The organism is Sedimentibacter sp. (genome assembly GCF_032080165.1).
Classification (GTDB): Bacteria; Bacillota; Clostridia; order Tissierellales; family Sedimentibacteraceae; genus Sedimentibacter.
Genome location: NZ_DAMASY010000002.1, coordinates 107920 through 124472, shown reverse-complemented (window position 1 = coordinate 124472; position 16553 = coordinate 107920). Strand labels below are relative to the sequence as shown.

18 protein-coding genes are annotated in these 16553 nt (G+C 34.9%); 2 read left to right on the top strand and 16 right to left on the bottom strand.

Annotated elements, in window-relative coordinates:
- Window positions 1–46: 46 nt before the first annotated feature.
- The 5 genes from RT412_RS03130 to RT412_RS03110 all read right to left on the bottom strand — a co-directional run bounded on the left by RT412_RS03130 (window position 47) and on the right by RT412_RS03110 (window position 5981).
- Window positions 47–817: an aspartate/glutamate racemase family protein gene (locus tag RT412_RS03130; RefSeq protein WP_313343668.1), complete on the bottom strand. Its 771-nt coding sequence runs from the start codon at window positions 815–817 to the stop codon at window positions 47–49.
- Window positions 818–901: 84 nt separating this feature from the next.
- The gene (pip, locus tag RT412_RS03125) at window positions 902–1873 is read right to left on the bottom strand and encodes a prolyl aminopeptidase (RefSeq protein ID WP_313343671.1); all 972 of its coding nucleotides are present in this window, start codon (window positions 1871–1873) and stop codon (window positions 902–904) included.
- Between the two features lie 92 nt (window positions 1874–1965).
- Complete coding sequence (locus tag RT412_RS03120) at window positions 1966–3018, bottom strand: aminopeptidase (RefSeq protein WP_313343673.1); 1053 nt, start codon at window positions 3016–3018, stop codon at window positions 1966–1968.
- Window positions 3019–3075: 57 nt separating this feature from the next.
- Entirely contained in the window at window positions 3076–4299 is a 1224-nt protein-coding gene (locus RT412_RS03115; protein WP_313413105.1) for a M20 family metallo-hydrolase, read from the bottom strand.
- Between the two features lie 233 nt (window positions 4300–4532).
- Window positions 4533–5981: a PucR family transcriptional regulator ligand-binding domain-containing protein gene (locus tag RT412_RS03110; RefSeq protein ID WP_313343676.1), complete on the bottom strand. Its 1449-nt coding sequence runs from the start codon at window positions 5979–5981 to the stop codon at window positions 4533–4535.
- Window positions 5982–6689: 708 nt separating this feature from the next.
- Between RT412_RS03110 and RT412_RS03105 the strand changes: the two genes are divergently transcribed.
- Window positions 6690–6875 (top strand): hypothetical protein, encoded by a 186-nt coding sequence (locus tag RT412_RS03105; RefSeq protein WP_313343679.1) that lies wholly within the window; start codon window positions 6690–6692, stop codon window positions 6873–6875.
- 79 nt (window positions 6876–6954) lie between these two features.
- On the opposite strand, the gene RT412_RS03100 is transcribed toward RT412_RS03105, so the two are convergent.
- The 6 genes from RT412_RS03100 to RT412_RS03075 form a co-directional block, all read right to left on the bottom strand.
- Window positions 6955–7893: a 3-hydroxyacyl-CoA dehydrogenase family protein gene (locus tag RT412_RS03100; RefSeq protein ID WP_313343682.1), complete on the bottom strand. Its 939-nt coding sequence runs from the start codon at window positions 7891–7893 to the stop codon at window positions 6955–6957.
- Window positions 7894–8544 carry a 3-oxoacid CoA-transferase subunit B gene (locus tag RT412_RS03095; RefSeq protein WP_313343685.1) on the bottom strand — a complete coding sequence of 217 codons (651 nt, stop codon included), beginning with the start codon at window positions 8542–8544 and terminating at the stop codon, window positions 7894–7896. It lies immediately after the preceding gene.
- Entirely contained in the window at window positions 8544–9206 is a 663-nt protein-coding gene (locus RT412_RS03090; protein WP_313343688.1) for a 3-oxoacid CoA-transferase subunit A, read from the bottom strand. Before RT412_RS03090 ends, RT412_RS03095 begins: the two co-directional genes overlap by 1 nt.
- Window positions 9207–9533: 327 nt before the next feature.
- Entirely contained in the window at window positions 9534–10958 is a 1425-nt protein-coding gene (locus RT412_RS03085; RefSeq protein ID WP_313343691.1) for a sigma 54-interacting transcriptional regulator, read from the bottom strand.
- Window positions 10959–11013: 55 nt separating this feature from the next.
- Window positions 11014–11841: an ATP-binding protein gene (locus RT412_RS03080; RefSeq protein ID WP_313343694.1), complete on the bottom strand. Its 828-nt coding sequence runs from the start codon at window positions 11839–11841 to the stop codon at window positions 11014–11016.
- Window positions 11842–11848: 7 nt separating this feature from the next.
- Entirely contained in the window at window positions 11849–12970 is a 1122-nt protein-coding gene (locus RT412_RS03075; RefSeq protein ID WP_313343697.1) for a cysteine desulfurase family protein, read from the bottom strand.
- Between the two features lie 220 nt (window positions 12971–13190).
- Between RT412_RS03075 and RT412_RS03070 the strand changes: the two genes are divergently transcribed.
- Window positions 13191–14000, top strand: coding sequence for a TIGR00266 family protein (locus RT412_RS03070; protein ID WP_313343699.1), 810 nt, complete (start codon window positions 13191–13193; stop codon window positions 13998–14000).
- Between the two features lie 144 nt (window positions 14001–14144).
- Here RT412_RS03070 and RT412_RS03065 read toward each other — a convergent pair whose 3' ends face one another.
- From RT412_RS03065 to moaA, 5 genes are all read right to left on the bottom strand, one after another.
- Window positions 14145–14336, bottom strand: coding sequence for a ferredoxin (locus tag RT412_RS03065; protein WP_313343702.1), 192 nt, complete (start codon window positions 14334–14336; stop codon window positions 14145–14147).
- A 71-nt stretch (window positions 14337–14407) separates the two neighbouring features.
- Window positions 14408–14593: a hypothetical protein gene (locus tag RT412_RS03060; protein ID WP_313343706.1), complete on the bottom strand. Its 186-nt coding sequence runs from the start codon at window positions 14591–14593 to the stop codon at window positions 14408–14410.
- Between the two features lie 76 nt (window positions 14594–14669).
- Entirely contained in the window at window positions 14670–15101 is a 432-nt protein-coding gene (locus RT412_RS03055) for an MOSC domain-containing protein (protein ID WP_313343709.1), read from the bottom strand.
- Window positions 15102–15119: 18 nt separating this feature from the next.
- On the bottom strand, window positions 15120–15593 hold the full coding sequence (moaC, locus tag RT412_RS03050) for a cyclic pyranopterin monophosphate synthase MoaC (RefSeq protein WP_313343712.1): 474 nt from the start codon (window positions 15591–15593) through the stop codon (window positions 15120–15122).
- A gap of 1 nt (window position 15594) precedes the next feature.
- Window positions 15595–16551: a GTP 3',8-cyclase MoaA gene (gene moaA / locus RT412_RS03045; RefSeq protein WP_313343714.1), complete on the bottom strand. Its 957-nt coding sequence runs from the start codon at window positions 16549–16551 to the stop codon at window positions 15595–15597.
- Window positions 16552–16553 lie beyond the last annotated feature (2 nt).

Sequence of the window (16553 nt, the reverse complement as noted above, 5' to 3'; positions counted from 1 at the left end):
CAATATAATTTTCACACACATCCAACATATTGCTATATAAAAATTATTATTCCCATATCCCTTTTACATTGTACTGTTCTTCTATATTCCATTTTTTTATTTCTGCTATCGGCGGAGACTCAAAGCAGCATTTCTTACTATGAATCCAGTTGAATCTGTTTTTGAGTTCAGCCAGATATTCCGCATATTTAAGTGAAGCAGCCACAGCATCGATTACCGGAACTCCAAGATATCTCTGAAGCTTTTCATAAAATCCAAACTGTATAGTGCATCCAAGTACAATAACTTCCGCACCATCCTGCTCTATGGCTTCTCCAGCCTTCCTTTTCATTATTTCAAAGGTATTTTGTTCATTAGTGTGAAGTTCATTTACTCCTAATCCCAAAGATTTAAATGAAGCAAGTTTTTCTTTCATTCCATAAGATATCATCCTGTCTGTCATTTGAGGAATACATTTGTCCCTTGTTACAATCACAGAAAATTTATGACCCAGCATTGCGGCAATATATGAACTCGCCTGTGCAGGCGCAATTATTACCATTTTGTCAACTAATTCCTTCGCCTCAAAAAGTGCCAAATCATAAAAACAACCTATTATTGCAGCATCATAGCCATCTTTCTCAGCCTGCTTAATTATGTGGAGTATATCCGGTGTTACAAGTGCCTCATAATACATATACTCTAAGTGCTCCGGTCCTTTTTTAAGTGATATCACATCGACCAGATTCATAGGCTGTTTAATTTCTGCCAACACTCTATTAATTTTTTCATCATATATATTTGTTCCAATAGGATTAATCCATAGAATTTTTGACATGCAATTGTTCCTCCCTATACAACGTTTTCCATGCGTTGAAAAATACAAAACACCATCAGTCCACAGTACTTCTTTCTGCATTCACTAATCATTTAATTGATACAGCTTCTTAAAGTTTTCCGTGACTTTAACCAATTCATCAATCATACTGAAATCATCTTCAGGAAGTCCAGTATTTTTTACTACAACAAATTCTGATTCAGGCAATAATTTATGAAGCTCCCATGCTGCATATATAGGACATGCCAGATCATATCTGCCATTTATTATTACTGCGGGGATACCAAAAATTTTATGTATATTATCCAATGCGCTATTTTCTGCCTTAACAAACATATTATTTACAAAATAATGGCACTTTAACTTTGCTGCAGAAATTGCGTCATAGGAATCGTCAAATGAATTGACAGAATCGATTAAAAAGTTTAATTTCAATATATTTGACTCCCAAATATTCCAAGCGGATATAGCTTCAACTTGTTCTGAATCTTCTCCGTTTGTAAATATTTCATAATAGGCTTTTACTATATCATTTCTTTTATGTACGGGAATAGGTTTCAGATATTCCTGCCATTCCTCAGGATAAAACATTGATAACCCTTCTTGGTACAACCAATTTATTTCCTCCCTTCCCAAAAACCATACACTTCTTAATATCAGCCCTAAAACATGCTCGTGAAACTGTATGGCATAAATAAGAGATAAAGCAGCTCCCCAGCTTCCTCCAAAAACTACCCATTTATCTATTTTTAGGTGTTTTCTTATTTTTTCTATATCTTCAATAAGATTCATGGTATTATTATCTTTTATTTCGGCACGAGGTTCGCTTTTTCCTACCCCACGCTTATCAAATAAGATTATTCTGTAGTATTCAGGGTCAAGGAATCGTATGCTAATCGTGTTAATACCGACTCCAAAGCATTCATCCATAAGTAAAATGGGTTTTCCTTCAGGATTTCCAGACTCTTCATAATATACAGTATGCAAGTCAGATACATTTAAATAACCTCTTAGATATGGATCTGTCTCCGGAAACAAGTTAAATCTCTCACTCAATTATGCCAACTCCTTTACTCATTAGTTCAATCTGCTTCCAGCTAAATTAAGCGAAAGAGGCTATCTTACTTTAAGACAACCCCGCTTATCGTCTATTTGCCAAGTGCTCTCGCCATTTGCACTACTTCAGGAGTAGGTCCTACAACAACTCCTTTATCCAGCACCTGCACACCGTCAAGCCAAACACTGCAATTCAAGCAGATACCGTCTGAATGGCTGGCTCCCGGAATACCTTGTTCTCCCGGAATATCTGAAACCAACATGCCTCCAACATTGCCGAAGCCCCACTCCGTGCAGCCCCAAACGCGTTCATCTTCAACAATATAGCCTGATAGTTTTGCATATGGGGCAAAACCATAAGCAAGATGTGCCACCTTGAACATCTGAGGGTCATTGAACGATTTCAGCCATGCCTCAAATTCAACAGCATCTATGCCTCCCTCTATTTTTACTATTTCTCCTTTTTTAACAGTAAACTTTACTGGTCCTTTTACAGCACCTAACGGCGGAGAAAGTGTGCCGTCCACAATTATGGTACCATTTATGCTTTCAAAATTCGGAGCCCACGAAATTTGACCCGGAAACATTTCAATTTCGTTCTTCTCTACAATACCGTCAGCAACAAGGAACTCACGTCCCGGTTCGTTGTCAAATTCAATATCCATCCCTCTTTCTGATGTAACACGTATGTGTTTAGCATTCTTTGTACAATCGGCCATGGCTGTGATAAATTTATTCAAAAGGTTATTGTCAAGCTTAGAAATATTTCTAACCAGGACTTCCGGAGTAACTCCGTTTTGATTCATGTAGCGCGGTCTGTTATTGGGATCTTCAATAATTTTATCGTACACTGTGGAATAGAATATTAGCTTTGTATTAAATTCCACCCATGCATCACATGATTTAATACCTTGAATAAGCGGTTCCATAGGCATATCCTTATCTCCTGCTTTTCCTCCGGCCGGTGCAGCTATTTTAAAAATAACAGGTTTTGCTCCGAGAATAACAGCTGCCTGAGCAGTTGCTTCCACCGCTTCCATACTGGATTCAGTATCACATGTTATAGCGATACTTTCACCCTCTTGAAGCCGGAACATATCTCTCAATAATATGAGACAAGCATTTACTGTTTCAAATTCGTACATTTTTTATCCTCCTGATAATTATTGATAATTATGAATCTATTTATTTTACTGCCGCAATCAGCAGTATTTAACTATTGTCGACAAAAATATCTTAGTATCATTTATCACATTTGAAACTAACACATACTCGTTTGGCTGATGAGCCATTTCGTCCAATGTAGACCATACGACTGTCGGAATATTGTGTTTACGTAGTATTGCAGCACATGTACCGCCCCCTATTCCTCCCAAATAAGCACTCCTTCCTGTTTCAGAAATAGAAGAAACAAGTTTTTTGACAATCTCCGCGTCTGGATTAGTCGGCTCAGGTGCTTCAACCCTTGTTAAAAGCTCATATGAAGCTTTTATACCTTCATTAACTTCATCAAAGGATTCAATAATATCATCTATAGTTGAGAGAACCTGTGCAACATCATATTTTGGCAGGACTCTGAGATCCATTACAAACTGATCCATTCCTGGTAAAATATTAGGACTGTCAACATTTGCAAATTTTTGCGTCAGTTCAATTGTTGAATATGGAGGGTTAAACAATTCGTCTATGTAATTGTATTTTTCTTTTAAAGTATCTTCAAGCACGACACCGAGATGCATACCGGCCGAGCAAGCATTTACTCCCAATTGAGGCATAGACGCATGAGATTGTTTTCCTTTCACGGTAAATTTAATCCATAGCTGAGATTTTTCGGCAATTTCTACAAAGCAACCATCCGAACTGCCTCCATCAGGTACAACTGCTTCGTCACTCGGAGAAAAAATGTTTTCCTTAAATAAAGCATGAAGTCCATACCGGCTTCCTGTTTCTTCATCGCTGGCAAATATGAAACCTATATTACATTTAGCGATAATGCATTTTTGTTTCATAATTTTACATATGTACAGCATTTCTATCACAGCCTGACTGTTATCTTCTGTTCCAAGTCCATAAATTCTGTCACCATCATCATATGGCTTAAAAGGATCTGTATTCCATAAACTGATGTCTCCGTAATTGACCGTATCCACATGAGCAATAAACCAGAGTGTTTTTCTTGTGTCTTCGGAGCCTTTAAAAGACACCGTAATATTTCTTCTTATTCCTTGGGGCACCACCTCATCTTTGATTTCAAATACCTTGTATCCAATATTATAGCTTCTAAGTTTCTTTTCAATCCATTCAAATCTTTCAAATTCACCCTGTCCGCCCATTCTCGGGTTAATTGAAGGTATGCTGTTCATTTTAATAATGTCATCAATCATTTCCTGCCTGCAGGAATCTACAATATTATTTAATTCTTTTATATTTATAATAAAAACACCTCCAAGCTGAAGTTTTTTACATTATATTATTTATACACCCTCAACTCAATATTTGTAATGAATAACATGAATACTTTTTTTTATTCACAGCGCACAAAGAAAGTATCAGATGCATTCATATCAACACATTAAATAAAAACAGTTCTTTACAAAACTGATTTAATTGTTTGAAAAGAACTGTTTTTATAAATTCACTATAATTTTGAAAAATCTTTTTAATCTTCAATATTCAGCATCTCCAGAGGAATCAATAAATCCAGATTCCAAATATCTGTAGTAATATTAGTCGTATAAAACATATCCGGATTAATGGCTTTCAGGATTCTGTACTTTACAGTATTGGTATGTACGTCCAACAGTTCAGATACATTGTTTATACTTTTCAGTACAATAAAAAGCCTTAGGGTTTCTAAAAAGAGAGGATCCCTTTCATCACTGAGAAGCTGTGAATAATGCTTGCAAATTGAGCTTCTGTACGTATATGGGGTTGTTGTGAGCATATAAATTATTGATATTTCGCTAAATGTGAAAATACCTTTCAGGAAAAACAAGTCATTAATAAGTAAATTTATAGTATCAGTAAAAGTACCTATGCTGTTAAGATTAAATGCCAAATCACTGAAAACAAAGCATTCTGGCTTAGTAGCATCAATAATTCTGGAATATTCGCTATAAATATTGCCGCGATTCAAACTTTCAGAATTAATCAAACAGACTACATAATTTTTGTCTTCATTGATCCTGTATATGGCATATTTATTTTTCAATGGGGAGACAACCTTATGAATAGATTCCTTTCTTATGAAAAAAAAGTAATATCTATCATTGTTGTCTATATGTTTAGCAGGATATTTTCTTTGACTTTCTTCCTGCAATTTATCTATCTGAGCAACAATGAACGGAGCAATTCCATAATACATGTTTTCTTTTAAACCATCTACTTGGTCCTTATCTATAATAGTGGCAAAAACAGAATTTGTTCCGTAAAATGCAAGTATATACTGAAACTTGTCATAATATATGACTATCCCGGTATTATATGGGTAATTTCCGGATGATCTCACTATATTAATTTTACTGATAACCTTTTCTGTTACGTATTCACTACTCCTGAATTCAGAAAAATAAAAATTATTTTTAATCATAATGATTGTGGGCATTTGCAGCAATAATGCAAGTTCATCGGTCAATATTTTTATATCTTTATAATTATTGAATTTTTCTATGTAAAATAGCAGTTTTGAAAATTCTGAAGTACTGAATTTATTATCTATGTTTGAAATATCATAAAATTCTTTTATTATATCGCTCCATCTCACACTGCTGTCTATATATATAACAGGAAATGAATGCTCGTTTCCAAGTCGCAAAATTTCATCATCAATTAAGCCGTTTAAATTTGTTCCGGGCATTATTCCAATACCTGCGCATTTATTCAATATCATAGATTCCACAAGTTTTATTCTTGCTTCCTTATCATTTTTAGAATTCCAAAACGAAGTAAATATAAATTCGTTAGGCTCTAAAAATTTTTCTACTTCCGGATATGGTGTCTCTAAAATATCAATTCTTGTAATTTCTCTTGACATGCCTTTTCCGCCGGCTGCAAAATAGCTATTTGACATAGAGGGTAATTTGAATAAAGATTCAATTGTTTTTTTCATAATAATATTATTTACACTCTCCTTAAAATAAAATAGCAATAATAATGTGTATTTTTATAATAAACGGCAAACTATAGTTTATATTATATCATGCATACAAGTAAATTAAAAGATAATATAATATTTTTATTTTGACTAAACCTTTTGCACTAAAAAATAATTGTTTATTCACATTAAAACTATACATAAAAAATTTAAAATACACAAAATTGAATAAAAATAAATAAAAGAATGTAAACATAAAAAGCTGTAATATATAAATATAAAACATGAGATAAAAGATAAGAAGTAGAATATCAATATACATATTTGCCAAAATATAACGGTCGAAATACAGCTTGTGAAAAAACTTATAATAAGCTCAAAGAAAACGTTGACACTATTATTTTAATAGTATATAATAGTTGGTAATAATTAAATAATATCCGGTCAAAGCCATAATAGTGAAAACTTTATGCGCAGAGTAAGTCATCTACGTCATTTGGATATGATGGTCTTATGTGAGAAATTAGGTTGTCAGGGTGGATAGCCGTTGGTTATCCTTTTTGTTATGTAACTATATATTCAATATATGGGTAACCATTGTGGTTGCCCTTTTTTAATGCTGCAATTTTTTAATTTTCTTTGGGATAGCCACATATTGGCTGTCCTTTTTATATCGTTATTTTTCACATTAAGAATTATCTCAAATGAAAGGAGGTGACTGTAATGATAAAATTATTTATACTTCCTGTTGTTTTAATGGTAGTAGCTTACTTTACAGCACCATTGTTAGGACCTGAGGCAGAAGGAACTGCAACGTTCTTCTTAGTAGCCATAGGAGCAGGTATTGGTGTACTATTAAATCAATTTATATTCCCGAAAAAAAGCAAAACAAAAAACGATAATAAGTAAATCAAACAAAGACAGGGTGCGATTAGATTCATCAATAAGATGTCCCCGCAAGCTATAGAGCTTGCGGGGACATCTTAATTTAGTTATTATGAATATGCTTTAGCATTTTATAAAAATTTTTATCTCTTCTTTCCATGGCTGCCTCGCCCTTGCCGTCAGAATAATCATACCAGCCCTTTCCTGTTTTAACTCCCAAGTTATTGTTATCAATTAATTCCTGCTGTAATTTAGTTGGCTGTTTTGCATCACTTAATTCATCAAACAAATATGCAGAAATATAGTAAAATGTATCAAGTCCGCCTAAGTCTGATGTTTCAAACGGTCCTAAAACAGGATATCTGAATCCCGGTCCGAACTTCATTGCTTTATCTACATCTTCAACAGTTGCAATTCCCTCTTCAACAATTTTCAGTGCTTCTCTGTAAACCGCAAATTGAATTCTGTTTCCTATAAAGCCATTTACATCCTTTAATACCACTACTGATTTCTTTCCTATTTTTTCAACTAATTCTGTTAATAGCTGCACAGTTTCTTCTGTTGTTTCGGTGGATTTGATTAATTCTATCAAAGGAATAATATGTGGAGGATTCCACCAGTGCATTCCTATAAATCTTTTCTTGTTAGTCAGCTTACTGCACACATCATTTATGCTGAGTCCCGAAGTATTAGTCGCAAAAATACAATCCTCTCTTGCTATTTCCTCTACTTCCTTCCAGTAATCCTGTTTTATGTCCAGTTTCTCTATTATTGCCTCAATAATTATGTCAGCATCCCTGAATACACTTTTATCGGTTGTAAACGAAATGTTTTTCAATTCCTCATGTGCTTGTTTTTCCGTTAAAAGACCTTCACTTATTAAGGTTTTTTGGTTCAATAATATTATTCGTTTTGTATTTTCCAAATACTTCTCAGCAATATCAGTTACTATTATTTTAAAACCGTGTTGTGCAAGGATTTGAGCAATGCCGGAACCCATGGTTCCCCCGCCTGCTACACCTATGATTTTTATATTATTCATTTAAACTTCCATTTGTTTTAAATCTTCAGCTATTATCAATGTTGCCCCTGTTGCGGCTTGAACTTCATCAACTGAAAATTCAGGATTTATTTCTTTTAAAACAATACCTTTATCTGTTACTTCCATAACGCCCATTTCGGTTATTATTAAGTCAACTGCATTGACAGCCGTCAGAGGAAGTGTACAGTCCTTTAATATTTTGTGACTTCCTTTTGCCGTGTGGGTCATAGCAACGATAACCTTTTTAGCACCGGTAACAAGGTCCATTGCACCACCCATTCCGGGAACCATTTTGCCGGGTACCATCCAGTTTGCAAGGTTTCCCTTTTCATCAACTTCTAATGCTCCAAGAACTGTAGCATCTACATGACCGCCTCGTATAATCAAAAAGGATTCGGCACTGTCAAAGAACGCACCTCCCGGATTTATAGTTACATGAATTCCGCCTGCATTTACTAAATAGCAGTCTTCTTCTCCCTCCGCAGGCGCAGGTCCCATTCCTAAAAATCCATTTTCAGACTGTAAAGTTATTTCTATTCCTTCAGGTATATAGTTTGATACTAATGTAGGCAGACCAATTCCTAAATTTACAACATCACCGTCTTTTAATTCCTTTGCAACTCTTCTTGCTATTAATTGTTTGTCGTCCATTAATTATTACCTCCTACATTTACTATATAATCAACAAAAATTCCAGGAGTCATAACGTCATCCGCATCGATTTCGCCAACTTCAACTACTTCATCCGCCTCAACTATAACAACATCAGCGGCAGTTGCCATTAAAGGATTAAAGTTTCTTGTGGCTTTTGCATATCTCACATTACCTTTTTTATCCACTTTAGCTCCAACTATGATTGCTAAATCCGCTTTTAACGGCTTTTCTAACAAATAATCCTTACCATCAACATTTAATATATCCTTGCATTCCGCCACAACAGTTCCTAATCCCGTTGGAGTTAAAATACCGCCAAGTCCGGCTCCCGCAGCTCTAATTCTTTCTGCCAGCGTACCCTGAGGAACTAACTCCACCTGTATTTCTCCTGAATTCATTTGATTGCCGGTTTCCTTATTTGTACCTATATGTGAAGCAATCAATTTTCTAACTTGCTTGTTCACAATCAATTTGCCTATTCCTATTTCAGGAAATGAAGTATCATTTGCAATTAATGTAAGATTTTTTACACCCTTTTCAATTATTGCATCAACTATTTGAAACGGATTTCGGCATCCCAAGAAGCCACCGATCATAATAGTCATACCATCATGTACCATATCTGCTGCCTGTTCTACGGTAATTATTTTATTTTTCAATATAAACTCCTCCTGTCTCTTAATAATTAATTCAAGTTCCTCTGTCTGACGCCAATACAAAGCAGGCACATCCTTGAAACTACTCTATTATATACAAAGCAATTACTATGCCAATTTTATAATATTCTGCACAATCTCAAAAATCAGCATTTTTCAATAGTATTAGTTATCAATATAATATATATGCAAAATAAAATAACAAGAAAGTGTAGAAAATTTTATACACTTTCTTGTCAGTAAATTAATATTTTCCTAATTATGTTCATAATATGCGAAATTTATTAATGTAGAAATTTTTCTACATTAAAACTTGGTGTAGAAAATCTTCTACATTATATTTTTTATATCGATTCCGTAATTTGCAAGCTTTTTATATAATGCGGTTCTGTGTATACCTAATATTTTAGCAGCATCAGTTCTATTTCCCTTTGATTCCTTTAAAGCTGACATTATTGCTTTTATCTCTGTCTTTGCGATACTTTCCTTTAAATATTTGTTCTCCTTTTCAGTTTCATCGAAAATTAATTTTTCGCTGATATAATCCGGCAAATCCTGCAAAGTTATTAAATTGCCTGTTGAAATATTGGCTGCCCGTTCTAAAACATTTCTTAATTCTCTTACGTTTCCGGGCCAGTCATATAATTTCAAGGCTAATATCGCCTTTTCTGTAACCTTTTTTGAATTAAATCCGATATCCAATTGTTTGTTCAATATGTCTTCACACAGTGACTCTATATCATCATTTCGTTCTCTTAAAGCAGGAATTTTTATTTCTACAACATTCAACCTATAATATAAATCCTGTCTGAATTTATTCTGCTCAACCAGTTTGTTTAAATCTTCGTTTGTGCAGGCAATAACCTTTATATCAATTTTTATTGAGGTATTTCCGCCTATTCTTTCAAATTCTCTTTCTTCAAGAACTCTTAAAAGCTTTGCCTGCATACTGAGGGGCAGAGAGCTTATCTCATCAAGAAGCACCGTTCCTCCGTTTGCAAGCTCTAATTTTCCTATTTTACCTTCTTTTTTTGCACCGGTAAAAGCACCTGATTCATAACCAAATAATTCTGATTCTAAAAGCTCATGTGGTATTGCTGCGCAGTTTATTCTGATAAAAGGAGAGTTTTTTCTTATGCTTGCATAATGAATGGCATGAGCAAAATATTCCTTACCTGTACCGCTCTCACCTTCTATTAATATTGTAGAAGATGAATTAGCCGCTTTTAAAGCAATGTTTTTCAGCTCAATCATTTTCTGATTTTGTGTGATTATATCGTCAAATGTATAATTAGCACAATACATTTTGCCTAATTCTTTTTTATATATATTGACAGTATCCTCAAGTGTCTTTATTTTACTTGCTAATTCTTTAACCTCTTTGATATCCTTAAACAATACGGTTCCCACTGCACCGATTATCCTGCCGTTTTTAATTATAGGCGTCCTGCTTGCAATCATATCATGTCCCTGAATTCTTTGGATGTCATAAAGCTCTTTCTGTCCTGTCTTTACAACTATATGAAGTCGTGTGTTTTCTATTATTTCCTCCACCGGCTTACCCAAGACATCCTCTTCCTTGATGCCGAACAGCTGTTCATAATTCCATTTTACTATTTTCCCTTCACTGTCAACAAGTACGATTCCTTGATAAGCATTGTCAAAAATATCTTTCATGCTTCTGAGCCCTTCTCTAAGCTCTTCAATTTCTGATTCTGTTTCATCCTTTTTTATTTTTTCTTTAAACTCATCCATAGAATCCCCCTTTGTTTTTCAATACTGCTTAGAAATGACAATAAGAATCCCTATATTAATTGTCGTAATCGTCTAAGAAGCTGTGTTTTTCTTCTCCCTTCCTATAGCCGATTATAGTATCTAAGTTTACGCTGTGAATACTTCTGAAAATATTTGTATCTATATGTGGATTTGTCTGTCTTAATCTTTTAATCAACGCTTTCATCTCCTGTCTTTTAGAACCGATTCCGTCATCTCCAAGCACGCAATTTTCAGTCAGACGACAGGCACAACGTATAAAATCAAGCTCATTGTACCTCTTCCATGCGATAATGTCCTCTTCACGTACCTTGTACATAGGTCTTATAAGCTCCATACCTTCATGGTTTGTACTTTTCAGCTTCGGCATCATAGTTTTAATTTCAGCTGCATAAAGCATGCTCATAAGTACCGTTTCAATCACATCATCAAAATGGTGTCCCAATGATATTTTATTGCATCCCGATTCTTTGGCGTATCTATACAGGTATCCCCTTCTCATTCTGGCACACAGGTAACAAGGTGTTTCTTCCACATTTGCGACTATATCATATATCTGAGTGTTAAATATCTTAACAGGAACATTTAATACTTCTGCATTTTCTATAATCCTTTGCCTGTTTATTTCATTATAACCCGGGTCCATAACTATATATTCTGCTTCAAAATTTATTTCTGAATATTTTTGCAGCTGCTGCATGCATTTTGCCATCAGCATTGAGTCCTTTCCTCCCGAGATGCAAACTGCAATTCTATCTCCGTCTTTAATAAGCTCATATTCTTTTATAGCTGATATAAATCTTGACCATATAGATTTTCTGAATCTCTTTACAATACTTCTTTCTACTTCTTCAAACTTTTCCATGATTAACCTACTTTATAAAATTCGTGTAACATTCATCAAACTTTTCTAAAAATACCTCTATATCCTTTTCACCGGTTAAATGACTCAAGCTTATTCTCAAGGTTGAAAGTGCCCTTTTTCTGTCCTTTGTCAGTGCATATACAGGCCGTGAAACGGTATTAGGAGCACAGCATGCAGATTTTGTGGAGACAAAAATATCAAACTCCTCCAAAGCTGCTTTAAACTGCTCCGTATTTACCTTGCTAATGCTTATGTTCAATATATATGGAACTGAATATTCAGTGCTGTTTATTTTTACATTTTTATATTTATTAAGTTCATTTCTGACTTTCAAATTAATGCTTTTAACATAGTTGTATCTGTCTTCTAAGCTTTCATACGCCAAAGACAGTGCCTTTTCCGTGGCCGCAATCATATTTAAGCTCGGTGTACCGCTTCGGAATTCTGTAGTTGAAATACCGCCGTGAATGAGAGGTTCCAGCAATACATTTTCTTTTTTAATCAACACGCCGCATCCGTTTAATCCATAAAATTTATGAGGTGCGAAAGTTACTAAGTCTACATTTTCAAAAGATACGGGTATTTTACCTACCGCCTGTGTAGCGTCTACGTGAAAACAGCAATTGGGATAAGCCGCCGCTAAACGGGCTATTTCATTTATTGGTTGCGTAATTCCAACCTCTCCGTCAACGTAGCATATGGAAACCAAAATTGTATCTTTTCTTATTAAATCCTTTAAGCTTTGCAAATCAATTAATCCGTTATTATCTATATCTGCATAATCAACTTCGTATCCGTTATTTTTTAAATATTCGACTGCTCCGTTAACGGAAGAATGCTCTAAATAAGTTGTTATTATGTGCTTGCCGTATTTTTTATATTGTCCTGCAACTCCTTTTATTGCTAAGTTGTTTGATTCACTTGCTCCTGAAGTATAAATTATTTCATTTTCCTGTACATTTAACAGCTTTGCAATTTTAACCGTAGATTCTTTTAATCTCTCAGCCGCCAAAAAACCAAGCTTGTGTGATGAATTAGGGTTAGCAATAAAATTCTTTGAAACCTCACTGAAAATATTTATAACCTGCTCATCTGCAGGTGTATTTGCCGCATAATCTAAATAAATCATATTCCACCTCTTTAACTAACTTATTATATAAATATTATCAGTTTTTTACAAGGGGTATTTTAGCTTGGAATTATTCTTAGAGTTTATACTAAATTATTTTGAAAACATTCCCATAAATATATTGCATACAGTTATATTTTTTGCTATTCTTAGTGTGATATATTGTAATAAATTTACATATTACAAGGGGAAATTAATTTACAAGGAGGGATTTAGCAAAATGAGAAGAGCACATGAAGTAGACTACCAAATATTTGGCGATGATATTCAATTTGTAGAAATCAAATTGGATTACGGCGAAACAATTGTTGCCGAGCCGGGTGCCATGATGTACATGGATTCAAGCATTGAAATGGATACTGTATTTGGTGATGGTTCCGGTAAGGAATCAGGAAAAGGATTAAAGGGTATGTTAGCTACTGCCGGTAAAAGAGTATTGACGGGCGAAAATTTATTTACATCTACTTTTACCAACAAAGCTCCGGACAGTAAGGTGTTGGCTTTTGCAGCTCCTTATCCGGGAAAAATAATTCCCGTAGACCTGATGGATTTCGGAGGACAATTAGTTTGTCAGAGAGATTCGTATCTTTGTTCTGCCAAAGGAATAGAAATCAGCATCGCATTCCAAAAGAAAATAGGTGCAGGTTTATTCGGCGGTGAAGGTTTTATAATGCAAAGATTAGTGGGTGACGGTTTGGCATTTTTACATGCAGGCGGAACTATAATCAAGAAAGAACTTGCTCCAGGTGAAATGCTTAAATTAGATACAGGATGTTTAGTTGCTTTTACAAACGGAGTTGATTATGATGTTCAATTTGTAGGCAACGTAAAAAGTGCTTTGTTCGGAGGAGAAGGATTATTCCTTGCAACATTGAGAGGACCGGGAACTGTATGGTTACAATCACTTCCGTTCAGCAGAATGGCAGACAGAATTTTCTCTGCAAGCAAAAAAGCCGGCGGCGGCAGTAATAAAGGTGAAAGCAGCTTACTTGGCGGCATTGCACTGGGCAATTTGTTTGGAAACGATTAAAAGTTAATATCATTAACCTTAAAGGTTGTTGAAAAAGTTCGTCCTGCAAGGCGCCGGAAGCCGGGCAACCGCAGCGTATTCAGTAATACGTGAGGATTGACCGGCTGAACGGCAACGAAGCAGGCGGGCGTTTTCAGCAACCTTCTAATCTTCACAGTGAATTGCGTTAGTAGGGCAGCTGTCTTCCGATTCCCTTGCACAATCTTCATTTTCCGGAGCAACCGGATCTTGAATAACAACCGATATATTTTCATCATCGAATTCAAAAACTTCCGGACATAGCGATACACAAAGTCCACAGCTTATACACGCATCTCTGTCTACAATAGTTTTCATAAATAATCCTCCCGATTAAATAAATTATTTAAAATCATCATACCACAAAATTCATAAATGTCCATAATTAGTTATTTTAATTCTTTATGATGGATTGCATTTATTATGATTTGTTTTGCCTTTTCGTGGCCATATTTTGCTTTACCTTGTATTTCCGGAACCGGCAGCTGTTCATTTTTTGTGAAATGTTGTTTTTTATTGCTTTCAGTTCCATGTGGTTCTCTCGGATCAGGTCTTCTCATTCCCTTTTTAGCCATATAAATCACCTCTTGCTTATTGTGATTTATTTCGATTAATTTATTCAAAGTTTTATGTCATTATAAACCAATAATCTTAAATCATAACGATTTCGTCTCCTGCTTTAATCCATCCGGCCTTCAAAACCTTCGTAAAAATACCTTCTCTCGGCATTACACAATCACCGACTATATTTCTGATTGAGCATCCTAAATGGCATTCCTTTCCTATTTGAGTTACTTCCATTTCTGTTTCGCCGATTTTTAATTTTGTTCCTATTGGAAGTTCATAAAGAATAATTCCCTCTGTTGTCAGATTTTCTGCAAATACACCGTTACAGCTTCCCTCGATTTTCTCCATATCAAGCTTATCAATACTTTCCTGTCCTAACAAGCTTACCTGCCTATGCCATTTGCCTGCATGAGCATCTCCGACCAAACCGTGATCTGCTTCAAAATATCCCTTTTCTATAGGTTTTTTAGGAACTCCCTTTGTTTCGCTTATATTTACAGCTAATACTTTTGCCATATATTTTTCTCCGATAATTTATTTTCTTTCAAATAATCCCGTCTTACCACCTGATTTTTTAAGTAACATAACTTCTGATATTATCATTTCTTTATCTATTGCTTTACACATGTCATAAATTGTTAATCCTGCTGCGGTTACTGCAGTAAGTGCTTCCATTTCAACACCGGTTTGACCTGTACATTTGACTGTTGATATTATTTCAATTTTGTTTTCCTCAAAATTTAAATTGAAACTTATATCGCAGCCGGAAAGCATTATAGGATGGCACATTGGAATTATATCCGATGTTTTCTTCGCCGCCATAATTCCTGCAACCTGTGCAACGGACAAAACATCTCCTTTTTTTATGGTTCCTTCCTTTATTCTTTCCAATGTCTCTTTTTTCATATATACATTTCCGCAAGCCACGGCTTCCCTTATGGTTTCCTGTTTTTCGCTCACATCAACCATTCTTGCTCTGCCTTGTTCATTTATATGAGTTAATTCCATATTAACCTCCGATTTGAAACATCATTTTGTCTGTATCGCTTTTATTTTCTGTTTCTAAATGATGTTCCTGTGGTTTATTATAAACAGCATGCTTTATGACTTCTATTAGTTTTTGTTCATCATTTAAATATGGCTTTAAATTAATTTCCTCCAATGAATGAAGACAAGGCTTGATTGTTCCTGTTGATGTCAATCTTATTCTGTTGCAATCTGAACAAAATTTGCAGCTGACGGGACTTATAAGTCCAACCGAGCCTTTTGCCCCGGGGATTTTATATACCGATGCAACCTTGCTGTCATCCTTCACAGGCACTAATCTTGGAAATCTTTCCAAAACATCTTCTACCTTCATTTTACAAGCTTCATAATATTTAAGACCTTCTCCTATAGGCATCAGCTCAATAAACCTGACTTGAATAGGGTTGTTTAAAGTCATATTTATAAAATCTCCTATTTCGTCGTCATTGATGCCCTTCATAAGCACCACGTTAATTTTAACAGGAACCATCTCCAATTCTATGCATTTTTCTATTGATTTTAAAACCTTGCTGATGTCCCCTAACCTTGTAATTTTTTTGAATTTATCCGCATTTAAAGTGTCCAGGCTTATATTAACCCGTCTTAGTCCGGCTTTTTTCAAATCCTCAGCCATTTCATATAAAAGAATACCGTTTGTAGTTAACGAAATATCATTGATTGAGTCAATGGCTGCCGTATGTTGTATAAGCTTGTCTATACCCTTTAGCAAAAGGGGCTCACCTCCTGTGAACCTTACCTTTTTAATACCCAACGCAGCACATGCGGTAATTATCTTTTCAACCTCTTCAAAACGCAATATATCATTATGGCACTTTTTCTCAATACCATTTTCAGGCATACAATAAACACATCGCAAATTACATCTGTCTGTTAAAGAAACCCGTAGGTAGTCTATAGTTCTTCCTCTTTTGTCAAGCATTA